This is a genomic window from Hymenobacter sp. YIM 151858-1 (genome assembly GCF_025979705.1).
Taxonomy (GTDB): domain Bacteria; phylum Bacteroidota; class Bacteroidia; order Cytophagales; family Hymenobacteraceae; genus Solirubrum.
Genome location: NZ_CP110136.1, coordinates 1,370,719 through 1,393,485 on the forward strand (window position 1 = coordinate 1,370,719; position 22,767 = coordinate 1,393,485).

Consider the following 22,767-nt stretch of genomic DNA (forward strand, 5'->3'; position numbering starts at 1 on the left):
GCAGGCAGCCAAACTCGCTCGGTTACGTAGGTTTGCGGCATGCTACGTACCTCCACCTTGGCGACGGCAGCGCTGTTGCTCGCCGCCTGCCAGCCCGACCGCCAACCCACCACCCAACAAACCGCTGCCCCCGCCCAACAACCTACCCCAAGCCCTGCCTCGGATTCGGCCGTCGCTTCTGCTGCCATTCGGCCCAACACCGCCCCCACCGACAGCGCCTTTCTGATTCGGCGCGGCTACGTAGGCCCCTTGCGCCTGAACATGAAAGAGGGCGCTTTGCTGGCAGCTGTACCCGGCAGCAGCCTGCACAAAACCACCCGCACGCTCGAGGGCATTACCTACCCGGTGTACGAATACCGCGCTGCCGGCACCCCGGCCGGTAGTGCCCCGCTGCTGCTCGAAATGGTGGGCGACGACGAGGAAGGCTACCGCCTGTGGCGCGTGCAGGTGCGCGACGCGCGCTACCGCACCGCCGAGGCCATTGGCGTGGGCGGCACCTACGGCGAAGCCCGCCGGGCCTACGGCATCCAGACGATCGAGCGGACGGAAGCGGGCGTGGTGGCCGTTTCGGAGCGGCTGAACGCCAGCTGGGTGCTCGACGCCCGCAACCTGCCCGCCACGGGCCAATTGCGCAAAGAAGACATTCCGCCCGCCACGCCAATCGTTGGGGTTATACTTTTCCGCTAGGGTGCTAGGCCTGGGCGTGAGAATCAGCAAACGATTATGTACTTTGGCGGCGAAGGCCCTGCCAGAAGCACGCACAGTCGGGCAGCGCCGGGCGTTTACCACACCGCTTTTTTCACCTGATGCCGCTGTTCGAAAACCGTTACCGCTACGCCGATATAGGCCTGCTGATCCTGCGCGTTGGCCTGGGCGTAATGTTCACCCTGCATGGCTACCCCAAGCTGATGGGCGGCCCCGAAAAATGGGTTGCCGTGGGCAGCGCCATGAAACACTTTGGCATTACCGTGGCCCCCGCCGCCTGGGGCTTTGCTGCCGCCGTAGCCGAAACCATCGGCGGGCAGCTGCTGGCGCTGGGGCTGTTGTTTCGGGTGGCGTGCGCAATGCTGCTGCTCACGATGGTGGTGGCCGCTTTCTCGCACATTGCTATGGGCGAGGGCTTCGCCGGCTACTCGCACGCCGTGGAGTCGGGCATCGTGTTTCTGGGGCTGCTGCTGATCGGGCCGGGCAAATACAGCGCCGATCAGATGCTGTTTCCGCCGCGCCGCCGCCTGTACTAAAGCTTCAGCTCCTGCCCAGCAAACAGTTTACTACTAAGGTTATAACTAAAGCCAAAGCCTGCGCCTAGCGTGGGCTTTGTTTTTGACGCCTCCCGGCTTCTGCCCGGCCATGGCCTACCTAGGGCTGCGCGCGGCCGCTGGTTTGCTGCAACCTTGGCATCTTGCCGCTTCCAACCTCCACTGCTCCATGCTCACCACGCTGCTCCTGGCCGCGGGCCTGCTGGCCTCCTCCCCTGCTGCCGACCCCAAACCCGACTGGCGTACGCCTTTCGAAAAAGGCGACGGCAACACCACCGCTACCTACGCCGAGTGCATTGCCTACTACCAGCGGCTGGCCGCGGCTTACCCCGAAATAAAGGTGCGCGAAACCGGCTCGACCGACGTGGGCCTGCCCCTGCACGAGGTGGTGATTTCGGCCGACGGCGACGCCGACCCCGCCAGCACCCGCCAGAAAAACCGGCGCGTGCTGCTCATCCAGAACGGCATTCACCCGGGCGAGCCGGAGGGCATTGATGCCTCCATGATGCTGGCCCGCGACCTGGTGCAGCTGAAAAAGCTGCGCCCGCTGCTGCGAAACGTAACGGTGGTCATCATTCCCATCTACAACGTCGATGGCGCGCTCAGCCGCAACTCCACCACCCGGGCCAACCAAAACGGACCTAGGGAGTACGGTTTCCGGGGCAATGCCCGCAACCTCGATCTGAACCGCGACTACATCAAGCAGGATTCGCGCAATGCCCGCACGTTTGCCGAGCTGTTCCGGAAATGGCAGCCCGAGGTGTTCGTGGACACCCACACCTCCAACGGCGCCGACTATCAGTACACCATGACGCTGATTGCCACGCAGAAAGACAAGCTGCACCCGGCCCTGAGCGAGTACCTGACCAAGCGCCTGTTGCCCGCGCTGTACGGCGGCATGGAAAAGAAAAAGTGGCCCCTCACGCCCTACGTCGACTTTGAAGGCCGCACGCCCGATGCCCGCGGCTTGCAGGGCTTCCTGGAAACACCGCGCTACTCCACCGGCTACGCCACGCTTTTCAACACGGTTGGTTTCGTTACCGAAACCCACATGCTGAAGGCCTACAAGCCGCGCGTGCAGGCCACGTACGACTTTCTGCAGGTGCTGCTCGGCCAGGTAAACACCGATGCGGCCGCCATTGCCACGGCCCGCGCCGAAGCCGACCGCCAAACCGCCGCGCAACGGCAGTTTGCCCTGGCCTGGCAGCTCGATACTACCCAGGCCGAAACCCTCAGCTTCCGGGGTTACGAAGGCAAAACCAAGCCCAGCGAGGTAAGCGGCCAGCCCCGCTTGTACTACGACCGCAAAGCCCCGTTCACGAAGGCCATACCTTACTACAACACCTTCCGCCCCACGGTGCAAGCCACGGCACCTAGGGCCTACCTGGTGCCGCAGGCCTGGGGCGAAGTAATTGAGCGGCTCCAACGCGGCGGCCTGCAGTTGCAGCGCCTCACCCGCGACACCACCCTTACCACGGAGGTGTACTTTATTGAGGATTATAAAACCGGTCAGCGCCCCTACGAGGGCCACTACGTGCACAACCAGGTGCGCGTGCGGCCCGCGCAGCGCAGCGTAGCCTTCCGCCGCGGCGACTACGTGGTGTGGCTGAACCAGCCCCAGAACCGCCTGGCCGTGGAAACCCTGGAGCCGCAAGCCACCGACTCGTACTTCGCGTGGGGCTTCTTCGACAGCATTCTGCAGCAGAAGGAGTACTTCTCCGACTATGTGTTTGAGGATGTAGCCGCCGAGCTGCTGCGCCAAAAGCCCGAGCTGCGCCAGCAGCTGGAAGCCCGCAAAAAAGCCGATCCGGCGTTTGCCCAAAGTGCGGCCGCGCAGCTCGACTGGGTATACCGCCAGTCCGCCAATTACGAGCCCACCCACCTGCGCTACCCCGTGGCCCGTTGGCAGGGCGGCAGCCTGCCCGTGGAGTAACCGCGTGCAGCGCTAAGCGTGGTGCGCCCGAAGCAGCCGGCCATGCAAAACAGCGCGGTACCGCACTGCCGCGTTTGGCGCCGAGCACCGCCATATAATTCCCATCACCTCAATTCCCCGCCAGTGGTTGCCGAATCTGTTCTCGACTTGCAGCACCTCTCCAAGCATTACGGCCGCACCAAAGCCCTGCACGATCTAACGCTGGCCGTACCGCGGGGCAGCGTTTTTGGCTTGCTCGGGCCCAACGGCAGCGGCAAAACCACTACCCTGGGCATTGCCCTAGGTGTGCTGCATGCCTCGGCTGGCACCGTAAGCTGGTTTGGGCAGGCACCCACGGCGGCAGCCCGCCGGCGCGTGGGGGCGCTGCTCGAAACACCTAACTTTTTCCCGTACCTGAGCGCCCGGCAAAACCTGCAAATCGCCGCCGATATCAAGCGAGCCGGTGCGGCAGCCATTCAGGCAGCGCTGGAAACCGTGGAGCTGGCCAACCGCCAGCACGAGCCGGTGCGCGGGTTTTCGCTGGGCATGAAACAGCGCCTGGCTTTGGCCTCGGCATTGCTAGGCCACCCCGAGGTGCTGGTGCTCGACGAGCCCACCAACGGCCTCGATCCGCAGGGCATTGCCGATGTACGCGCGCTTATCCTGCGCCTGGCCGCCGAGGGCAAAACCATTATCCTGGCCAGCCACTTGCTCGATGAGGTGCAAAAAGTGTGTACCCACGTAGGCGTGATGCACCAAGGCCAGCTACGTGCCTCGGGCCCGGTGGGCAATATCCTGGCCGCTACCGACCGCGTGCACCTGCGCTTAGGTGCCGAGGCCGCGTCCGGAGCCTTGGCCCAAGCCCTGGCCAGCCTGCCCTTTGTGCACGATGTGCAAACCCTGCCCAACGGCGCCTGCAGCCTTGCCCTTGCCAACGGCTACTCCGCCGCCGACCTCAACCAGGCGCTCTTTACGCAAGGCCTGGTGCTGGCCCACCTCAGCACCGAGCGCCGCAGCCTCGAAGCCGAGTTCCTGCAGATCATCCAGAAATCCTAACCCGGCCTTGCTTTTTATGCTCCGAACCGAACTTCGCAAGCTGCTGCCCTACCGCACGGCGTGGGTTATTTTGTTGCTGTTCAGCGCTTTGCTGGCCGCCACCGTGGCCGGCGCGGGCGGCGTTATGGTAAACGGCCAAACCCTAGGTGCCGCCCTGTACGCCTTGCCCGGCATGTGGGCCAAGCTGGCCTACATAGCCGGCTACTTCTCCTTGTTGCCGGCCTTTTTGCTGATTATGCTGATAACCGACGAGTTTCAGTACCGCACCTTCCGGCAGCAGCTTATCGATGGCACGTCGCGCGGGCAGTTACTGCTCGATAAGCTGCTGGTAGCCCTGCTGCTCACGCTGTGGGGTATGCTTTCGGTACTCGGTGCGGGCGTGTTTTTCGGCCTCACGCGCAACCCCGATGCCACTATGGCCAACGTGTTGGTGGGCGCGGCCGAGCCCTTGGCGCTCTACGCCATCCAGCTACTGGGCTACCTTTCGATTGCGGCTTTGCTGGCCTTGCTTATCCGCAAAAGCACGCCGGCAATTGTGGCGCTGCTGCTGTACGTGTGGGTGGTGGAGCGGCTTATCCGATACTTTTTGCCCGATGCCATCGACCGCTTTCTGCCCATTAAGGCGCTGGATATGCTCACGCCCTCGCCGTTTGCGCAAGCCCTCGATACCATGCTTGGGCCCACGGGCGCTTTGCCTCCGGCGCAGGCAGCGGTAGTTGCCCTCGGTTATGTGGGGCTTTGCTGGCTGCTGGGGGCATATTTACTGCGCACCCGCGACCTTTAGCCCCTACCTTTACGGCCTCACTTTTTCCTTCTTGCTGGTATGCGTTTAGCAGCTTTACTCACGGGCACCTTGCTCACTGTTTCGCTCGCAGCGGCTGCGCAGGCCCCCGGCACGCCCGAGGCCGACCTGAAAGCAGGCCGCGAATTATTTGCTGCCAAAAACTTCGACAACGCCGCCCGCCGCTTCGAGGCCGTAAGCCGCAGCGCACCCAACCATGCCGAGGCGCAGCTGCTCCTGGGCCAGTGCTACACCGAGCTGGGCCGCTATGCCGAAGCCCGCACCGCCCTGGCCAAAGCTACCGAGCTCGACGCCGGCCTGAAACCCCGCGCTACCGAGTACCTGGCCCTGATTGACACCCGCGAAAAAGGCGCCGATGGTGCCCGCAGCAAGGCCGAGGCCGAGGCGGCGGCCGTGCGCGCACGTGCGGCCGCCGCCCTCCGCGCCCGCGCCGAGGCCGAAGCCGCGGCCAGAAACACCGCCTTCAGCGCGCCCGTGGCCGCCGCGCCGCTGGTGTACGGCGTGTATACCTGCTCTTTCGACAACTGGGACGCCGCCAGCCAACGCTTTACCTCCGTACCCAAAGGCGCGTTCGAGCTGAATGCCAACGGTACCTACCGCTACCTCGATGGCAGCGCCAGCGGCCGCTACACCTACAACGCCCAAACTCGCCAGCTCATCTGGATTACCGGCTACTTCGCCGAAGCCGGCAAGCCCAAAACCACCTTCGCGCCGGGCGAGAAAGTGTCGCAGCTGAACATCGAGTTCAGCACCGATAAAGGCCCGCAGCGTTGGTCGTGCGGGTGCAACAGCAAGTAACCCCAAACACAAAGCCCTAGGTTGTTCACCTAGGGCTTTGTGTTTGGAGCAGGCAACGAAGCCGTTTGTGCCCGGCTATTCGTTTTTGGCGCTTGCCGCCAGCGAGTTCGAATAGGCAATGATCTGCGCTAGGTGGTGCGGGAATACAAAAGTGAGGTTGTTTGCCCGGGCGTACTGAATCAATTGCTTGGCCTGCTGGCCGTAGTGTTTTTTTAGTTGACTTTTGGGGTGCACCAGCTGCACAAATTTATCCTTGGTGTACAGGTACAATTTCGGCCTGGTTTCGCCGGCCATCGGCATCTTGGCACGCGCGACGGAGTAAAGGCCATTCGGGTTGCCCAACACCAACATCTCGCGTTGCAACAGGCTAACAGGGCCGGTTACCAGTTCTTCGAAAAAGACCGGCGTTGGCCGCGTGTATGCCCGCTTTTTCTGCCACAAATACGTCCGGTAAACGCGAACTTCGGTTGTATCAAACTTACCTATGTGGTGTTTGGGAATGAATGCCGGATGATCGGCCGTCATTTCCCAAGGCGAGCCGCCACGCATCTGCCGGTTAAGCTGCTTGGATTGAGGATCAGCATTGTAATGCGACAGGCTACCTTTTACGGCAAACACCGCTATTGACGAAGCTGGAAAGGTTTTGATGGCCCCGTCCGGCATGGTTACCATCAGCACGTTTTTATCAACGTGCAGCACCAGTGGCCCGCGCAGGGTGTCGCCAGTGGTGGTGATAACCGTTGAGCCGGCAAAGTGCTGAATCAGCTGCGTTTGGGCACAAACCCTGGCGCTGCATAAAGCCAACCCGCTAAGCAATAGAAAAGTAAACGTTTGACGCATAAGCGAGCTTAGTATTGAGGTATTGAAGGTAAAAACGTAATTAAACTAAGCTCAACAATAGTGCCATGCGTACCGCATTGGTTTCGCTAATGGGCCCGCCGCAGCTGCTCATCCGGAGTTAAACGCTCGTCACCTAGGGCGCCGGGTGGCGCAGCGAGTTGGCGTAGTTCACGATAAACGCCAGCTCGTGGGCCTCGCTAAAGCTGAGGCGGTGTTGTTTGGCGTAACGCTCGATGCGGTCGGCTTCGGGCCGAAAATAGGCCAGCAAATCGCGCCGGGGGTTGCGCAGCATCACCACGTTACCCTCGGGCGTGCCCAGGAAAAACTGGTCGCGGATGGTGGTGTAGTAGCCCATGGTGCCCCGCGGCAACGCCGCTATGGGCGCGTAAGCGTAGTAGGGCCGAAACATGGGGTCGGCGGCGGAAACGGGGCGTTCGATGAGGGACTCGCGGCGCAGGAGCAGCACCGGGCCGCGGCTCAGCTGCTCGAAAAAGGCCGGCGAACGGAAATCGGAGTAATCGTTGCCGCGGTTCCAGCGGAAGGTCCGGAACACCCGTACCCGGGCCGTATCGGGCCGTTGGTGGCGGGCTTGCACGGGCAGTGGCCCCCAGCCCGGGTTGCCGTAGAAATACCCGCGCCGGGCGTCGTAAAAGTCGTAGTACTGATCGAAGTAGTTAGCCGGCTGGGCTTGCTCGCCGCGGGTAGCAAAGCTGGTTACGGCCAGCGCCGCCACCGTGCGTACCGAGTTGTCGGGCATACTCATCAGCAGCACGTCGCGGTCGGTGTGCAGGGCGGCGGGGCCGCGCAAAGTGTCGCCGGAGGTAAGCACTACCGTAGCGGCATCAAACTGCTGCACCAGGTTGCGCTGACCTAGGGCACGGGGCGCAGCCAACCAGCCAGCTAAACAGAGCACCCCCAAAAGGCGCGCGGGTAGGCGGAGCGTTTTCATAGCAGTATTAATATACAACAAAGAAAACGCTCCGCCTACCCGCGCTGGGGTGAGTTGGATATGGAATTACTCGGCCGGCAGCGCTTCGGCGGCCGCCTGGGCCGGGTGCGGGCCGCGGTCCTTGGTCAGGATGGTATGGCCCAGCTTGTCGCGCTTGGTGGTCAGGTACCGCTCGTTGTGTTCGTTGGGCGTTACTTCAATGGCCACCGTGTCCACGATTTCGAGGCCGTAGCCGATGAGGCCGGTGCGCTTGCGGGGGTTGTTGGTGAGCAGGTGCAGCTTGTGCAGGCCCAGGTCGCGCAGGATTTGGGCGCCCACGCCGTAGTCACGCTCATCCATGCCGAAGCCCAGCTCCAGGTTGGCCTCCACGGTGTCGCGGCCTTGCTCCTGCAGCTTGTAGGCGCGCAGCTTGTTGAGCAAGCCAATGCCGCGGCCCTCCTGGTTCATGTACAGCAACACGCCGCGGCCTTCGCGCTCAATCTGCTCCATGGCGTGGTGCAGCTGCGGGCCGCAGTCGCAGCGGCACGAGCCGAAGATGTCGCCGGTTACGCACGAGGAGTGCACGCGCACGAGCACCGGCTCGTCGCCCGAAATGTCGCCTTTTACCAGGGCCAGGTGCTGGGCGCCGGTGCTGCGCTGGGTGTAGGCAATCAGGTCGAAGTCGCCCCACTGGGTGGGCATCTTCACCGAAATTTCGCGGTCGATGAGGCTTTCCTGCTTGAGGCGGTACTGAATCAGGTCTTGCACCGAAATCAGCTTCAGCCCCCAGCGGTTGGCAATTTCGCGCAGCTCGGCCAGGCGGGCCATTTCGCCGTCCTCCTTCAGGATTTCCACCAGCACCCCGGCCGGCTCGAAACCCGCCAGGCGGGCCAGGTCGATGGCGGCTTCGGTGTGGCCGGCGCGGCGCAGCACGCCTTCTTTGCGGGCTTTCAGCGGAAAAATGTGCCCCGGCTTGCCCAGCTCCTCGGGCTTGGTGTCGGGGTCGATGAGGGCCAGGATGGTTTTGCTGCGGTCGGAGGCCGAAATGCCGGTGGTTACGCCGTTTTTCAGCAAATCCACGGATACCGTGAAGGGCGTGGCGTGCAGCGCCGTGTTGCGGCCTACCATCAGCTCCAGCCCCAGCTCCTCGCAACGGTCTTCAATTAGCGGGGCACACACCAGGCCGCGGCCGTGGGTGGCCATAAAGTTGATGACTTCGGGCGTGGCGCAACGGGCTGCGCAAATAAAGTCGCCTTCATTCTCGCGGTCTTCGTCGTCCACAACTACTACCACTTTACCGGCGCGGATGTCGGCAATGGCGTCTTCGATGGGGTCAAGCATGGCTTGCAGGATATGAGCGGCCGGCCCCGGGGAACCGGTCGGAAGTGGTTTTCGGGCTGACAACCATCAGCGGCCGGGCGAAGTTACACAGGCGCCGCCTTTGTCATCGTTTGGGCGGGCGTTTCGGTTCCCGAAAACTGCGCCCTGCGGCCTAGGTGCCCGGGCTTATGTTGCGGCCGGGCACCTAGGGACGCGGGCCCGACCAAGGCTACGCGCCGAAAATCAGCCGCAAAGCCCTGCCCTACCTCGCCTGCTGAAAGCGCTGCGTGGGCTGCCACACCGTTGTCCGAATGCCGCGCACGTAGCGCCAGAAACCCAGGGCCAGCGCCGCGTTCATGCTGTAGAAGTGCGTGATGAAGCGCAACAGCCGCAAGTGCACGCCCGCTTGCTTCAGGGCCTTATCGAGCAGCAGCAGCAAGGGCAGCGCCAGCTGGCCGGCCAGCATCAGGCCATAAAACCAATGCGCGCCCCGCGCCACCAGCAGCGCGTTGGCACCTAGGGCCAGCAGCAGCAGCAGCGGCGTAAGCCAGCGCAGTACCTTATGCGACCAGAACGCGAACGGAATGCCGCGCCACACCGGCCACAGCAGGCCGGCAAACGCGCGCAGGTTCTGGAAGTTGCCGGCCGCAATGCGGGCTTTGCGCCGGAACTCCTCGGGCAGGTGGTCCGATACGTCCTCGTAGCACACCGCCTCCAGCTCGTTAATGGCCTGGTACCCATCGCGCAGCACGGCCATGGTAATGTAGAAGTCATCGACCAGGAAAGCCTGCGGCGCGGGGTGGTAGCAGGCGCGGCGCACGGCAAAACAGCCGCCGAACGCGCCCATCATGCCGCCCCACACTACGCCCTCCTGGTATTTAATCAGGTTTTCGCGCTCGAGGTAGGCTTTTTCCTGGCCCGAAATGCCCTCGGCCCGGTGCTCGGGGTTGATGATGTTGCCGCCCACCAGCCCGATTCGCGGGTTTTGGAAGTGCTTGACGAGGTGGTACAGCGTATCGGGTGCAAAAAACACGTTGGCATCGGTTAGCACCAGCACCGGGGCGGTGGCCTGCCGCGACAACGCATCAATTACACCGGGCTTGCCCTGCCGCTGCGTGTAGGCCTCGAAGCGCAACTGCGGAAACTCGGCCTGCAGCTTGGTTACTAGGGCGTTGGTGCCGTCGGAGGAGCAATCGGAGCCGATGAAGAACGTAAGCCGATCGAGCGGGTACGTGGTACGGAAAGTGCTGCGGATTTTTTCCTCAATTACTTGCTCCTCGTTGTGCACGGCCAGCAGCACATCCACCGCCGGCAGTTCAGCACTTTGCGGCGCATACACTTGCTGGTTTTGCCTGCGGCCCCGGGCCAGGCGGCTCAGCAACACCGGAAACAGCACGTAGGTGTGCGCTACCAGCACAATGCTCACCCACAACAGGATGGCCAGGGCTAGGTTCATGCCAGGGGGGTGGCGGGCGCCAGCACGCGTTGGTACAGCTCCACAAAGCGCTGCACCACGCGGTCGTTGTCGTAAATGGTGGTGGCGGTGCGGCGGGCTTCGGCCCCGATGCGCTGGTGGTCGAGGCTGCCCTCGGCGTAGCGGCCGATGGCCTCAATCCACTGCGCGGGCGTATCGGCCAGCACAATGTCGTGCTCGGGCTGGCAGGCAATGCCCTCGGCACCTAGGGCGGTGCTCAGGATGCACTTGCCCATGGCCATGCCCTCGATGATTTTCACGCGCATGCCGCCGCCCGACAGCAGCGGCACAATCATCAGCTCGTGCGCTTGCATAAACTGCGGGGCCGACTCCACGAAGCCGCGCATGTGCACGCCCGGCAGCTGCCGGCGCATCAGCGGCTCGGGGGCGTTTTTGCCGGCCACGTGCAGCTGCAGCGCGGGGTAGCGGCGCTGCACCTCGGGCCACACCTGCTCCAGAAACCACAGCAGCCCCTCCTGGTTGGGCATCCAATCGAGCGAACCCAGGAAGAACAGGGTTTTGGGCTGGGGCTGCAGGCTGGCATCGGGGTTAAGGCGCAACAGGTTTACGCCCGCGGGCACAAACACCACCGGCTCGGGGCAGCCCAGCTGCAGCAGGCGCTGGCGGTCGGGCTCGGTGATGGAGGCAATGGCCGAAAAGCGCGGCAGGTAGTTTTGCTCGAAGCGGCGCAGGCGGCGGGCCAGGTGGCGCAGGTAGCCGGCCTTCAGCGTCGAACGCTCGTTGGCGGCCAGCTGGTGCCAGATTTCGTGCTCCACGTTGTGGGCCCGGAGCACCACCGGCACCTGCGGCGCCACGCGCCGCACGGCCTCCACGTACCACGACACGAACGTGCCTTCGATCTGCACCACATCAAACACCTCCTGCTGCAGCAGCTCCGCCAGACGCGCTTCCAGATCGGGCGAAATAAACCGCTCCACGTTGTAGGGCTTGCGGCTGAACAGCAGGTTGCGCAGCGCCGCAAACGGCGACAGGCGCGTGTCCACGTCCACCGTTACCAGGCGCACGTTGGGCCCTAGGTGCGCCAGCACGTTATCGGACTGGTGATGCTTGGGGGTGTTGGCTGCCAGCACCGTTACGCGGTGCCCCGCCCGCGTTAGGCCCGCCGCCACGTCGTACATGGCAATGGCGCCGCCATCGGTAGGCGGAAAGGGCACTCGCGGACAGATTTGCAGGATATTCAAGACTAGGCACAGCTGTTCAGATGCCAAAGGTAACGAGCCCAAGCGAACGAATGCGCCACGCCCTACCTAGGCAACCATTTCCGAAAACACGGCTGATAACGCGCAACGGGCCTCCGGCATTATTCCAGAGGCCAGCCAATGCCGCCACCGGCACCGCGCCGCTTACCCGCGGTACTCAATAACGGAGCGCCGGATTTGCTCGTCGGTGCCGAGCAGCAGCAGCACGTCGCCGGGGCCGGGGCGCGTGTCGGCGCTGGGGCTGACGAGGAAATGCCCGGCGGCGTCTTTCAGGCCGATAACGGTGGCGCCGGTGCGCGAGCGGATGTCCAGCTCGCGGATGGAGCGGCCGCGCAGCTCATGCCGTAAGTCGGTAAACGTCAGCTCCTCCAGGCGCAGGCGGTTCGGGCCCAAGCCGTTGATCATGTCGAGGAAGCGAATGACCTCGGGGCGCATCACCAGGTTGGCCATGTGCGAGCCGCCAATCTCGTCGGGCATCACCACCGAGTCGGCGCCGGCGCGCATCAGCTTGCTTTCGGAGGTTTTCAGCGAAGCCCGCGAAATGATTTTCAGGCGCGGGTTCAGCTCGCGGGCCGTAAGCGTAACGAACACGTTGTCGGCATCCTTGGGCAGGGCCGAAATAAGGGCGCGGGCCCGCTCGATGCCGGCTTGGCGCAGGGTTTCGTCGAGGGTGGCGTCGCCGAACACCACGGGCACGGCGTTATCGCCCAGGGTTTCGGCCGCGAGGCGCATCAGCTCCTGGTTTTGCTCCACCACCACCACTTTGGCCCCGCTGGCGCGCAGCTCATGAAACGCCTTGCTGCCGTTGCGCCCAAAGCCGCACACAATCACGTGGTCCTGAAAAGCGCGGATTTCCTGATCGGTCATAAACATCTTGAACAAGTTGCGCAGCTCGCCATCAAACAAATACTGCGTCAGCACCGACACCAGGTACGCCACCATCAGCAGGTTGTACATGATGTAGCCCGACACGAACAGCCGGCCGGCATCGGAAAGCGGCCGCACCTCCCCGAAACCCGTGGTGGAGATGGTGATGATGGTCATGTAAAACGCCTCGAGCCAGTTGTACTGCTCGATGTACATGAAGCCCGCCATGCCAATGCCCAAACTGAGCACCGACAACACAATGGCCAGCATGAGGCGGCGGAGGTTGGCGCGTTTCCACATAATGCGTGGCACGAAGGTAGCGGGCGGAGGCGCTTATGCACACGCCCGGCTGATCGGTTCTGGCTAAGGCTTGCGCCGAGGCGGGGCCGCGCACTTGCCGCATTTATGCTTATCTCGCAGCCAAGCTCCTTATCTATACCGATACGTTACCTGAATGGCCTTTAAACCCAAACGTGCGCTGCTTGCGCTGGCTGCGGCTTATTTCCTGTACCTGGCCGGCGGGCTCGCGCTGGCCTCGCAAGCCGTTATCGACCGCGTTTACTTTTTCCCCGGTTTCTCCATCAAACGCCCGATTCCCGACAACTCGGGCTTTTCGCCCGACGGGCCGGTGGTGCAGTACCTGCCCGATGGCACGGCCCTCAGCCGCCGCATCGTGCCCGGCCACCTAGGCCATGCGCTGCAAACCGATACGCTCCGCCGCGCCACCGATTCGCTTAGCTGCTTTGTGCAGGAAACCGGCCTTACGTTCCGGTTTCCGCGGCACCCGTTTCCGGCCGTCGAGCCGGCCGAGTACCCCGCGCCCGCCCGCATGCTGGTGCTGTCGGACATCGAAGGCAACTTCCGGGGCTTGCAACAGTTGCTGCAGGGCGCCGGCGTGATGGATGCGCAAACCCGCTGGCGTTTTGGCACCGGCCACCTGGTGTTTGTGGGCGATATGTTCGACCGCGGCCTGCAGGTTACCGAGTGCCTGTGGCTGCTGTACAAGCTGGAGCACGAGGCCGCGCAAGCCGGTGGCAAGGTCCACTTCATTTTGGGCAACCACGAGGTAATGAACCTCACGGGCCACCACAAGTACCTGCGCCGCAAGTACCGCCACAACGCCGATTCGCTGGGCCTCGACTACGCCCGCTGGTACGCCCCCGATACCGAGCTGGGCCGCTGGCTGCGCTCCAAAAACGTGGTGGAGCGCATCGGCCCCACGCTGTTCGTGCACGGCGGCATCAGCCCCGAGGTAGCCGCGCTACGCCTGCCCCTTGCGCAGCTCAATGCGCTGACGCGCCGTAGCCTCGATGCCCCCCAACCCGCCGCGCCCAGCCCCGCCGAGCAGCTGGTGCGCAACCCCAAGCTCAGCCCCGATTGGTACCGCGGCATTGCGCAGGAAGAAGCCCCGGCGGCGCACGTAGCGGCGGTGCTGCGGCAATACAGCGCCACCCGAATGGTTATTGCCCACACGCCCGTCGAGAAAATTACGCCGCTTTACGACGGGCAGGTCGTTGCCATCGACTTACCGCACCAGGAGCACACGAAGCAAGGCTTCATGCAGGCGCTGTGGGTTGAAGGCGGGAAGTTTTCGGTCGTCGACAACCTAGGGCGCAAGCAGGCGTTGTAGGCACCAGCAGCGGGTTCTCGCTGAGGTGCGCCGAGGGTGGCGCGCGCGGTTCGGTTACCGCGAAACAATCGTGCCCAGCAGCCCGGCCAGCTGCATATCCAGCTGCTTCAGGCTTTTGAAAATGGCCATCTGCGCCAGGTACTCCTCCACGTTGTTCGGGTCGAGGGCGTTCATGGCGTTCAGGCAGTCGGTCAGCTCGCGCTCCACGTTGCACTTGTTCAGGCGCAGAATGGCGTTGTCGCAGGCTTCCTGCAGCATATCCAGCTCGCGGGGCACGTAAATGCTGTGCGTAATCCAGTTCGGGCTGAGCTCGTGCGGCTCCGTTACCAGGTCAGTAATCACGGCCCGGATGTCGCTGCGCTCGTGGCGCACCAGCTCCCGGGCATCGGGGAAGCGGCCGGCACCTAGGGCCTCGCGGCACAGGTGCAGGAGGTCGGCGTAGATGGGCGTGCGGAAAGGCGTTTCGTCGGTTTGGCTCAGCAGGTATTCGGCCACGGTGTGCTCGTTGGCCAGCTGCTGCGCCGGGTAGTTCAGGATCAGGCGCACCACTTCTTTTTCGCAGGCCTGCTGCACGTCGGGCACCGGTTCGTCCTCCGTTCCGTCTTCGGTGGGCTCGTCGCCCATAAAGCCGTAGGCCTCGTCGGGGATGGCGTCGTCGTACTGGGGCTGTGGGCGCGGCGGTTGCTGGCCCAGGCCCGTGAGCTGGCCGCCGGGCTGCACGGCCGCGGTGCTGCTGTGGCCGCGGGTGCTGCCGGCCGCTCCGCCCCCACTGCCACCGCTGCCCGACGACCTAGGGGCGCCCTGCTTCACGAGCTTGTTGTACTCCGAAATGAGCACCTGCTCGTCGATGTGGAAAGTGGCAGCGGTTTGCTGCAGAAACACCTGCCGCTTCAGCGGGTCGGGCACTTTGGCAATGCTCTGCAGCACGTCGCGAATGGCCTCGGCTTTCTTTACCGGGTCGTTGGCGGCTTCGCGGGCGGCGAGCTTGGTTTTAAAGGAAATGAAATCCTGGCTGTTGGCCTCTACAAACTCCTGGAAGCGCTTGTCGCCCACCTTGCGGATGTAACTGTCGGGGTCGTCGCCGTCGGGAAACAGCACCACGCGCACGTTCAGGCCGTTTTCCAGGATGATATCAAGCCCGCGCAACGCCGCCCGAATACCGGCCGCGTCGCCATCGTAGAGCACCGTTACGTTGTCGGTGTAGCGGGCAATCAGCCGTATCTGGCCTTCCGTCAGCGACGTACCCGACGAAGCCACCACGTTTTTGATGCCGCCCTGGTGCAGGCTGATCACATCGAGGTAGCCCTCCACGAGGTAGCACAGCTCCTCCTGCCGAATGGCCTGCTTGGCCTGGTACAGGCCGTACAATACATCCGATTTGTGGTATATCTCCGATTCGGGCGAGTTCAGGTACTTGGCCCCGGCCTTTTCGTCGCGGCGCAGGGTGCGGGCGCCAAAGCCCACTACGCGGCCCGATATGTTATGAATCGGGAACATCACGCGGCCCCGGAACCGGTCGTAGCGGCGGCCGTCTTCCTCGCGCTTAATCACGAGGCCGGTTTTCTCGAGGTACTTCACGTCGAAGCCCGCCTTTTGGGCCTCGTTCAGCACGTCGTCCCACTTGTCGAGCGAGTAGCCCAGCTCGAAAGTTTCGATGGTGGCTTGGTTCAGGCCGCGCTCCTTGAGGTAGGCCCAGCCAATGCTCTCCCCTTCTTCCGACTCCTGCAGCAGCTTTTTGTAGCGGTTTTTCGCCCAATCCGATACGATGTACTGCGAGTCGCGCTCATTCTGGGCCAGCTGCTGCTCCGGCGTCTTCTCCTCTTCCTTAATCTCGATGCCGTACTTCTTGGCCAGCCACTTAATGGCCTCGGGGTAGCTCACCGATTCCACGTCCATCACGAAGCGCACCACGTCGCCGGCCTTGCCGCAGCCAAAGCACTTGTATATGCCCTTGGCCGGCGCTACCGAAAACGAGGGGGACTTTTCGTGGTGAAATGGGCAGCAGGCCCACAGGTTCTGGCCTTTTTTCTTGAGCGTGACGAAGTCGCCTACTACCTCCACAATGTCGGCGTAGTGCAATACCTGGTCGATGGTTTCCTTCGGAATAAGAGCCACGGCGGAGCTGAGCAATTTGGCCCGCGAAGGTACGAACTCCCCTCCTCAGATGAGGAGGGGATGTTGCGCCTTCGGCGCAACAGGGGTGGTTGACCGCCGTTGCGGGCGTTGGGCGGGGTGTAGGCTAAAGTTGACCGTCGTTGGTTACCGTTGTGTAAACTGTCATTCTGAGGCGCCAGCCGAAGAACCTTATCACGCGGGAACGTCGGCCCTAGGTCGTTGTCATGCCGAGCTGGTCGAGGCATCTCGCGTGCTGACCCCAAATACGAACCGCTCCCCTATCTTTTGGAGAGGGGCTGGGGGTGAGGTTCGCGGTAGAGATGCTTCGACTTCGCTCAGCATGACGTTCATTTATCCGTCGAGCAGACGTGCGAAGGTCCTGTGTCAGGATGCCAGACGCGAGCAACGGACTCAGTCCAACAACATCAGCAACGATTGTCAACCACCCCAGCGGCAGTAAACTGCCGCGTCCCCTCCTCAGCTGAGGAGGGGAGTTTGCGGTTCTGGGCCGTCGAGCAAACTCCGACTGCGTTTTGCGGGTTTTCAGCTTCGGCCACCGAATCACAATTACCTTTGCCAACGCAGCGGCCAAGCCCGCCCTTCTACCCCTATGAGCATTACCCAAGAAGCTGTACTGAAAGCCCTGAGCTACGTGGAGGAACCCGACCTAGGGAAAGACCTCGTGACGCTCAATATGATTGAGGACGTGCAGATTGACGGACTGAAGGTTTCCTTCACCGTGATTCTGACCACGCCCGCCTGCCCGCTCAAAGACCTCATCCGCAACGCCTGCGTGCGCGCCATCCAGACGATGGTAGACAAAGACGCCGAGGTGACCGTGAACATGACCTCGCGCGTGACGACCATGCGCCAGAACCGCGACATCCTGCCCGGCGTGAAGAACATCGTGGCCATTGCCTCGGGCAAAGGCGGCGTGGGCAAAAGCACCGTTACGGCCAACCTGGCCGTGGCGCTGGCCCGCTCGGGTGCCAAAGTAGGCATTGTGGATGCCGACATTTCGGGCCCCTCCATGCCCGTGATGTTTGGCGTAGAGGATGCCCGCCCGCACGTATTCCAGACGCCCGACGGCCGCAACCTCATCGAGCCCATCGAGCGGTTCGGCGTGAAAATCATGAGCATAGGCTTTTTGGCCCCGGCCGAATCGGCCATTGTGTGGCGCGGCCCCATGGCTTCGTCGGCCCTGAAGCAGTTTATTACCGAAGTCGACTGGGGTGAGCTGGACTACCTGCTGCTCGACATGCCCCCCGGCACCTCGGATATTCACCTGACGATGGTGCAAACGGTGCCCGTAACCGGCGCCGTAATTGTAACCACGCCGCAAAAAGTAGCCTTGGCCGACGCGCAGAAAGGCTTGCAGATGTTCCGCCAGCCGCAGATTAACGTGCCGGTGCTGGGCGTAATCGAGAACATGGCGTGGTTTACGCCCGCCGAGCTGCCCGAAAACAAGTACTACATCTTCGGGCAGGGCGGTGGCCACGAGCTGGCGCGCAAGCACCAGGTGCCGCTGCTGGGCGAAATTCCGCTGGTGCAGGGCATCCGCGAAAACGGCGACGCCGGCATTCCGGTGGTGCTGCAAAGCACCGCGGCGGTGGCCCCGGCCTTCGAGCAATTGGCCGAGAACCTGGCCCAGCAGGTGTCGATCCGCAACAACATCGCGCCGCGCACGCAGGTGGTGGAAGTGAAGTAAAGCCGACCCGTTTGCGGCGAAAGTGCGAACTTCGCCCTAAGGTCAAGTGTCTAGTAACTATGTCAGCGTCTGCCACTCTCCTCGAACACCCCTTGCTGCCTCGCATCGAGAAAGCTCTCGACAGCATTCGTCCGTACCTGGAAGCCGACGGCGGCAACGTGCGCGTGCTCGAGATTACCGACGATATGGTGCTCCGCCTGGAGCTGATGGGTGCCTGCGGTACCTGCCCCATGTCGCCGATGACGCTGAAAGCCGGCGTTGAAGAATCGGTGAAGAAGGCGGTGCCCGAGATTTTGGCCGTAGAGGCCGTAAACGGTATTACGGCGCCGCAGCCGGCCGGCCAGGTTGGCCGCCCTGTGCAGCCGAACCCGGTGCCTACGCCTAATTAAGATTCGTTTTTTGTTGTTGGTTTTTCGTTTTTCGGAAGCACCAACAGCAGCGCGCCCCGCTTCTGCCGATTTCGGCGGAGGCGGGGCGCGGTGGTTTTTGGTTTCGTAGCCGTAAGATTTATTTACGTCTTAGGTTAATTTCTTTCATATCGAAATAGCACTGCTCACATACCGGTCTGATGTTAGCAAAAGCCATAGAACTGTCATTCCACTCACCTTCTCGCTCCCTAACTTTCTCGCATTCATCACACCATGCTTGAAGATCATCTTCAAGGTCTAATTCCATGTTTTCATACGTTTCAAAAGCCTCCTCAAACCCAACTTTTGAATCACGATTCAGGTGTTGGCACACAAACGCTCTTCTTCGGCATTCGTGTAACCCACACTCGACGTACTTATTTTTAATTTCCTGAGCAGTTTCATTATCGACCACATCTAGCACTACCAAAAAACTTAACAAATGCTCGCATACTGGCCTGTATATTCCTATGCCATTAAGCAAATAGACTGCTATTGCACTTAGTTGCCATGCTTCCTCTTCGGAGCTTTCAAAGTATCCAGTAATAAGCTTATCAAACGCGGCTTGCTCTCCAAAGTCTTTTATAGCTTCAATCTCTTCCTCGCCCTTTGAAAAAACGGATTCTTTGTCCCACGCCCATTGCCAAGTATTAGTGTTTCTAGAATAAGTACCTGCCAACACGAATCGGAAATTGATTTCTTCCTCTCCCGTCGAAAAGGTTAATAAACCTGTGACATTATCATAAAACCAGTTCTCATAAGAATTAATGTCATAGTCTGTTATGAATTGTTCTTGTAATAATTGCAAGTCGTGCAGGCATTGATCAGCAAATCCACTGTATTCTAATTTACTCATGATTTTATCTGGATTGGGAACCTGAAGGTAGCCAACACAGTGTAAGCAGGCAAACTGCTTAGATACCCTGCTTTTCCGCTTCGGCTTCTACCTTTGCCCGCAATCCACCCTGTTTTCAAACATATGGCCAACCCAAACGACCCCTCCCTGCACTCCTGGATTGACATTGCGCCCAACAGCGACTTTCCTATCCAGAACCTGCCGTTTGGCGTGTTCGAAACGGAGGAGCGCGGTACGCGGGTGGGCGTGGCCATTGGCGAGTACGTGCTCGATTTGTACGCCGTAAGCCAATTCGGCTTCTTCCGCGGGCTCGATCTGCCTTCGGAGCCGCGGGTATTCCGCCGTCGTTCGCTCAACGCCTTTATTAAGCTGGGCCGGCCGGTGTGGCGGGCCGTGCGGCAGCGCGTAAGCCAGCTGCTGCGCCACGACAATACCGAGCTGCGCGACAACGAGGAGGCCATGCGCACCTGCCTGGTACGCCAGCGCGACGTGCGCATGCTGCGCCCCGTAAAGCCCAACAATTACACCGACTTTTACAGCAGCATCGAGCACGCCACCAACGTGGGCACCATGTTCCGCGACCCGGCCAACGCCCTGCTGCCCAACTGGAAGTGGATACCCATTGGCTACCACGGCCGCACGAGCAGCATCGTGGTCAGCGGCACCGATATTCGCCGGCCCCTAGGCCAACGGAAGGCGCCCGATGCCCAGGTGCCCACCTTCGGCCCCTCGCAGCAGCTCGACTTTGAGCTGGAAGTATCGATGGTGGTGGGCCAGGGCACCGCGCTGGGCGAAACCGTGCCGCTGGAGCAAGCCGAAGAGCACATTTTTGGCCTGCTGTTGTTCAACGACTGGAGCGCCCGCGACCTGCAAAGCTGGGAGTACGTGCCCCTAGGTCCGTTTTTGGGCAAGAACTTCGGCAGCAGCGTGTCGCCGTGGGTGGTTACGCTGGATGCGCTGGAGCCTTTCCGGGTAACCGGCCCCGAGCAAGAACCCGAGCCCCTGCCCTACCTGCACCAGGTGGGCGCCCACAACTTTGATATTCAGCTGGAGGTAAGCCTGCAGCCGCAGGGCGGCGACGAAAACGTCATCTGCCGCTCCAACTTCAAGTACATGTACTGGAGCATGGCGCAGCAGCTCACGCACCACGCCTCCAACGGCTGCCCGCTGGAGGTAGGCGACCTGTACGCCTCGGGCACCATTTCGGGTGCCACGCCCGATTCGTACGGCTCGATGCTGGAGCTGAGCTGGCGCGGTACCAAGCCCCTGACCTTGTCGGATGGCACGCAGCGCAAGTTTATCCAGGACGGCGACACCGTGATTATGCGCGGTTTCTGCGAGCAGAACGGCCTGCGCATCGGCTTTGGCGAAGTGCGCGGCACCGTGCTGCCGGCGGCAGAGTAGCCGTTGGGCTTGTAGCGCGGAAATCCGTTCCGCGACGCGCCTAAAGCGCGTATGTGGTGCTGCGCGGTACCGAATACGCGCTTTAGGCGCGTCGCGGAACCGAAGGTCGGCGTAGCCAACGGATTTCCGCGCTACATCTTTAGGTCAGCAGGTAGCCTTGTGCCAAGGCCGTAAAGCTGCGCACTTGCTCGCGTTGCCATTCCGCGGAGCGGCCTAATTCCTGGGCCAGCAACTCCGCCACTTGGGGTGCCATGCGTTGGGCAGCGCGGGCATCGAGGAACAGCACGCGCAGGCGGCGGGCCAGCACGTCTTCCACGGTGCGGGCCATTTCGTGGCGGGCCGCCCACACTACCTCGCCCTGCACGTATTCGAAAGTTGCATCCAAGGGCTTGGCCCAGGCGGGGTTTTCGGCAATTAACCGGCGCAGGGCGGGCAGGTCGCTGCCGTAAACGCCTAGGTGCCCGGGCTCCTGGCTATGATAAGGAGCCGACTGCGCGCCGTGAATGGGAAGCTCGGCGCTTCGGCTGGGGCGGTCGGGCAATTTGCCGAGGGCAACGGCTTGGTCGAGCACGTCTTCGCCCATCTGCCGGAAGGTCGTCCATTTGCCACCGGTAATCGTGAGCAGCCCCGAGGCCGAAACGCGGATGTAGTGCCGGCGCGAAATGTTTTTGGTGGCGTTGTTCCCTTTGCTGGTGGCTGCCAACGGCCGAAGCCCGGCAAATACGCTGAGCACGTCGGCGCGGGTGGGCGCCTCCTGCAGGTAGCGGGCGGCGGTGTTCAGAATAAAGTTGACCTCCTGCTCGAGCGCCCTGGGTTCGGGGCTGGCCTGGGGCAGCGGGGTATCGGTGGTGCCTAGCACTACGCGGCCATACCACGGCACGGCAAACAGCACCCGGCCATCGTCGGTACGCGGAATGAGCAGGGCTGCCGAACCCGGCAGAAACCGGCGCGGCAGCACCAGGTGCACGCCCTGGCTGGGCCTTACCAACGGGACCTGGGAAGGCTCGTCGAGGCGCAGAACTTCGTCCACAAACACCCCGGTGGCGTTTACCACTACGTGGCCCAAGGCCTGGTGCCGGGCGCCGGTTTCGGCATCCACCAGCTCCACGCCTATTACCTGGCCTAGGTCGTTTTTCAGCAGGGCCGTTACGGGGGCGTAGTTCAGCACGGTGGCACCGCGCTCGGCGCAGGTTTGGGCGAGGTTCAGGGCCAGGCGGGCGTCGTCGAACTGGCCGTCGTGGTACAGCACACCGCCGCGCAGGCCCTCGGCGCGCAGGTTGCTGCCGAGGTAGCCGAGGGCTTGCGCGGCGGTCAGCATCTGCGAGGAGCCCAGGCCGAGCCGGCCGGCCAGCACGTCGTAAAGCTTCAGGCCCAGCGCGTAATACGGGCGGCTAAGCCGGTTGTAGGCCGGAATAACGAAGGTTTGGTTGTGCACGAGGTGCGGGGCGTTGCGCAGCAGCAGGCCCCGCTCGCGCAGCGCTTCGCGCACGAGGCCTAGGTCGCCTTGCGCCAGGTAGCGCACGCCGCCGTGCACCAGCTTGGTGCTGCGGCTGGAGGTGCCTTTGGCAAAATCGACTTGCTCGAGCACCAACACCGAAAAGCCCCGACTTACGGCATCGAGCGCGACGCCCAGGCCGGTGGCCCCGCCGCCTACCACCACCACATCCCAACGCGTAGTGGCGGCCAGTTGCCGGAGTTGGGCCTCTCGGCTGAATGCGGCTGCAGTGGGCATCGCGGGGCAAGTAATTTGAGTGGGTGCTGAAGTTCGCAATGCCCGCTGAGCTTTCCTATCGGCCAAGGCAAAGCTGGGCCGCGAGGTAACTGCGGTTACCGTCCGTCAAGCCAATACCCACAGGAAAACCGGAAGCCACAAGTATTCGGTTCGAAAGTAAACCTGATGACCAAACCTGAAAATCTTATTCAACCAAGAATGCCAGGATTAGTAAACCTGGTTAGCATCATTCAGCTGAGTCAGGCAGCACCATTGATATACGCTTTTACTATCGATCTATTCGGCCTCGCCTCGGTTGATTCGGGCTTGCCCTAGGTGAAAAGCGGGCTTTAGTGACAAGCAACCGGGCAAACGGCGCAACGCTCCGGCACGCGTGGCTACTGCCGTGATTGACAGCAGATTTACCGACCGGATCTGGATTAATCCGCAACCTAAACGG

The 22,767-nt window shown here is 62.2% G+C and carries 19 protein-coding genes; 10 read left to right on the forward strand and 9 right to left on the reverse strand.

Annotated elements, in window-relative coordinates; all coding sequences use genetic code 11:
• Window positions 1-39: 39 nt before the first annotated feature.
• The 6 genes from OIS50_RS06115 (at window position 40) to OIS50_RS06140 (ending at window position 5,827) form a co-directional block, all read left to right on the forward strand.
• Window positions 40-687, forward strand: coding sequence for a hypothetical protein (locus tag OIS50_RS06115; protein ID WP_264693437.1), 648 nt, complete (start codon window positions 40-42; stop codon window positions 685-687).
• A 119-nt stretch (window positions 688-806) separates the two neighbouring features.
• A complete protein-coding gene (locus tag OIS50_RS06120) occupies window positions 807-1,241 on the forward strand; it encodes a DoxX family protein (RefSeq protein ID WP_264693438.1) in 435 nt (144 codons plus the stop codon).
• A 187-nt stretch (window positions 1,242-1,428) separates the two neighbouring features.
• The gene (locus tag OIS50_RS06125) at window positions 1,429-3,192 is read left to right on the forward strand and encodes a M14 family metallopeptidase (protein WP_264693439.1); all 1,764 of its coding nucleotides are present in this window, start codon (window positions 1,429-1,431) and stop codon (window positions 3,190-3,192) included.
• A 123-nt stretch (window positions 3,193-3,315) separates the two neighbouring features.
• Entirely contained in the window at window positions 3,316-4,227 is a 912-nt protein-coding gene (locus OIS50_RS06130) for an ABC transporter ATP-binding protein (protein ID WP_264693440.1), read from the forward strand.
• 16 nt (window positions 4,228-4,243) lie between these two features.
• Window positions 4,244-5,011 (forward strand): ABC transporter permease, encoded by a 768-nt coding sequence (locus OIS50_RS06135; RefSeq protein ID WP_264693441.1) that lies wholly within the window; start codon window positions 4,244-4,246, stop codon window positions 5,009-5,011.
• 39 nt (window positions 5,012-5,050) lie between these two features.
• Window positions 5,051-5,827 (forward strand): tetratricopeptide repeat protein, encoded by a 777-nt coding sequence (locus OIS50_RS06140; protein WP_264693442.1) that lies wholly within the window; start codon window positions 5,051-5,053, stop codon window positions 5,825-5,827.
• Between the two features lie 75 nt (window positions 5,828-5,902).
• Here OIS50_RS06140 and OIS50_RS06145 read toward each other — a convergent pair whose 3' ends face one another.
• The 6 genes from OIS50_RS06145 to OIS50_RS06170 all read right to left on the reverse strand — a co-directional run bounded on the left by OIS50_RS06145 (window position 5,903) and on the right by OIS50_RS06170 (window position 12,776).
• Window positions 5,903-6,667 carry a hypothetical protein gene (locus tag OIS50_RS06145; protein ID WP_264693443.1) on the reverse strand — a complete coding sequence of 255 codons (765 nt, stop codon included), beginning with the start codon at window positions 6,665-6,667 and terminating at the stop codon, window positions 5,903-5,905.
• Between the two features lie 133 nt (window positions 6,668-6,800).
• Window positions 6,801-7,616 (reverse strand): hypothetical protein, encoded by an 816-nt coding sequence (locus tag OIS50_RS06150; protein ID WP_264693444.1) that lies wholly within the window; start codon window positions 7,614-7,616, stop codon window positions 6,801-6,803.
• Between the two features lie 66 nt (window positions 7,617-7,682).
• Complete coding sequence (locus tag OIS50_RS06155) at window positions 7,683-8,948, reverse strand: bifunctional 3,4-dihydroxy-2-butanone-4-phosphate synthase/GTP cyclohydrolase II (RefSeq protein ID WP_264694339.1); 1,266 nt, start codon at window positions 8,946-8,948, stop codon at window positions 7,683-7,685.
• 229 nt (window positions 8,949-9,177) lie between these two features.
• Window positions 9,178-10,371: a glycosyltransferase gene (locus tag OIS50_RS06160; RefSeq protein ID WP_264693445.1), complete on the reverse strand. Its 1,194-nt coding sequence runs from the start codon at window positions 10,369-10,371 to the stop codon at window positions 9,178-9,180.
• On the reverse strand, window positions 10,368-11,564 hold the full coding sequence (locus OIS50_RS06165) for a glycosyltransferase family 4 protein (protein WP_264693446.1): 1,197 nt from the start codon (window positions 11,562-11,564) through the stop codon (window positions 10,368-10,370). Before OIS50_RS06165 ends, OIS50_RS06160 begins: the two co-directional genes overlap by 4 nt.
• Window positions 11,565-11,753: 189 nt before the next feature.
• Window positions 11,754-12,776: a potassium channel family protein gene (locus OIS50_RS06170; RefSeq protein ID WP_264693447.1), complete on the reverse strand. Its 1,023-nt coding sequence runs from the start codon at window positions 12,774-12,776 to the stop codon at window positions 11,754-11,756.
• 154 nt (window positions 12,777-12,930) lie between these two features.
• Between OIS50_RS06170 and OIS50_RS06175 the strand changes: the two genes are divergently transcribed.
• Window positions 12,931-14,106 carry a metallophosphoesterase gene (locus tag OIS50_RS06175; RefSeq protein ID WP_264693448.1) on the forward strand — a complete coding sequence of 392 codons (1,176 nt, stop codon included), beginning with the start codon at window positions 12,931-12,933 and terminating at the stop codon, window positions 14,104-14,106.
• A gap of 54 nt (window positions 14,107-14,160) precedes the next feature.
• On the opposite strand, the gene dnaG is transcribed toward OIS50_RS06175, so the two are convergent.
• Window positions 14,161-16,236 (reverse strand): DNA primase, encoded by a 2,076-nt coding sequence (gene dnaG / locus OIS50_RS06180; RefSeq protein WP_319805323.1) that lies wholly within the window; start codon window positions 16,234-16,236, stop codon window positions 14,161-14,163.
• A gap of 595 nt (window positions 16,237-16,831) precedes the next feature.
• On the opposite strand from dnaG, the gene OIS50_RS06185 reads away from it, so the two are divergent.
• Window positions 16,832-17,929 carry an Mrp/NBP35 family ATP-binding protein gene (locus tag OIS50_RS06185; protein ID WP_264693449.1) on the forward strand — a complete coding sequence of 366 codons (1,098 nt, stop codon included), beginning with the start codon at window positions 16,832-16,834 and terminating at the stop codon, window positions 17,927-17,929.
• Between the two features lie 59 nt (window positions 17,930-17,988).
• Window positions 17,989-18,318: a NifU family protein gene (locus OIS50_RS06190; RefSeq protein WP_264693450.1), complete on the forward strand. Its 330-nt coding sequence runs from the start codon at window positions 17,989-17,991 to the stop codon at window positions 18,316-18,318.
• Between the two features lie 118 nt (window positions 18,319-18,436).
• Here the strand turns inward: OIS50_RS06190 and OIS50_RS06195 are convergent, their stop codons facing one another.
• Window positions 18,437-19,192: a DUF6882 domain-containing protein gene (locus tag OIS50_RS06195; RefSeq protein ID WP_264693451.1), complete on the reverse strand. Its 756-nt coding sequence runs from the start codon at window positions 19,190-19,192 to the stop codon at window positions 18,437-18,439.
• A 123-nt stretch (window positions 19,193-19,315) separates the two neighbouring features.
• On the opposite strand from OIS50_RS06195, the gene fahA reads away from it, so the two are divergent.
• On the forward strand, window positions 19,316-20,596 hold the full coding sequence (gene fahA, locus OIS50_RS06200; protein ID WP_264693452.1) for a fumarylacetoacetase: 1,281 nt from the start codon (window positions 19,316-19,318) through the stop codon (window positions 20,594-20,596).
• A gap of 139 nt (window positions 20,597-20,735) precedes the next feature.
• Here the strand turns inward: fahA and OIS50_RS06205 are convergent, their stop codons facing one another.
• A complete protein-coding gene (locus tag OIS50_RS06205) occupies window positions 20,736-22,328 on the reverse strand; it encodes a glycerol-3-phosphate dehydrogenase/oxidase (RefSeq protein ID WP_264693453.1) in 1,593 nt (530 codons plus the stop codon).
• Window positions 22,329-22,767 lie beyond the last annotated feature (439 nt).

Bases quoted from the DNA above. Each gene is read 5' to 3' on its own strand.
- OIS50_RS06115 (WP_264693437.1), top strand. From the start codon at position 40: ATGCTACGTACCTCCACCTTGGCGACGGCAGCGCTGTTGCTCGCCGCC.
- OIS50_RS06120 (WP_264693438.1), top strand. From the start codon at position 807: ATGCCGCTGTTCGAAAACCGTTACCGCTACGCCGATATAGGCCTGCTG.
- OIS50_RS06125 (WP_264693439.1), top strand. From the start codon at position 1,429: ATGCTCACCACGCTGCTCCTGGCCGCGGGCCTGCTGGCCTCCTCCCCT.
- OIS50_RS06135 (WP_264693441.1), top strand. From the start codon at position 4,244: ATGCTCCGAACCGAACTTCGCAAGCTGCTGCCCTACCGCACGGCGTGG.
- OIS50_RS06140 (WP_264693442.1), top strand. From the start codon at position 5,051: ATGCGTTTAGCAGCTTTACTCACGGGCACCTTGCTCACTGTTTCGCTC.
- OIS50_RS06145 (WP_264693443.1), bottom strand. From the start codon at position 6,667: ATGCGTCAAACGTTTACTTTTCTATTGCTTAGCGGGTTGGCTTTATGC.
- OIS50_RS06150 (WP_264693444.1), bottom strand. From the start codon at position 7,616: ATGAAAACGCTCCGCCTACCCGCGCGCCTTTTGGGGGTGCTCTGTTTA.
- OIS50_RS06160 (WP_264693445.1), bottom strand. From the start codon at position 10,371: ATGAACCTAGCCCTGGCCATCCTGTTGTGGGTGAGCATTGTGCTGGTA.
- OIS50_RS06170 (WP_264693447.1), bottom strand. From the start codon at position 12,776: ATGTGGAAACGCGCCAACCTCCGCCGCCTCATGCTGGCCATTGTGTTG.
- OIS50_RS06175 (WP_264693448.1), top strand. From the start codon at position 12,931: ATGGCCTTTAAACCCAAACGTGCGCTGCTTGCGCTGGCTGCGGCTTAT.
- OIS50_RS06185 (WP_264693449.1), top strand. From the start codon at position 16,832: ATGAGCATTACCCAAGAAGCTGTACTGAAAGCCCTGAGCTACGTGGAG.
- OIS50_RS06190 (WP_264693450.1), top strand. From the start codon at position 17,989: ATGTCAGCGTCTGCCACTCTCCTCGAACACCCCTTGCTGCCTCGCATC.
- OIS50_RS06195 (WP_264693451.1), bottom strand. From the start codon at position 19,192: ATGAGTAAATTAGAATACAGTGGATTTGCTGATCAATGCCTGCACGAC.
- fahA (WP_264693452.1), top strand. From the start codon at position 19,316: ATGGCCAACCCAAACGACCCCTCCCTGCACTCCTGGATTGACATTGCG.
- OIS50_RS06205 (WP_264693453.1), bottom strand. From the start codon at position 22,328: ATGCCCACTGCAGCCGCATTCAGCCGAGAGGCCCAACTCCGGCAACTG.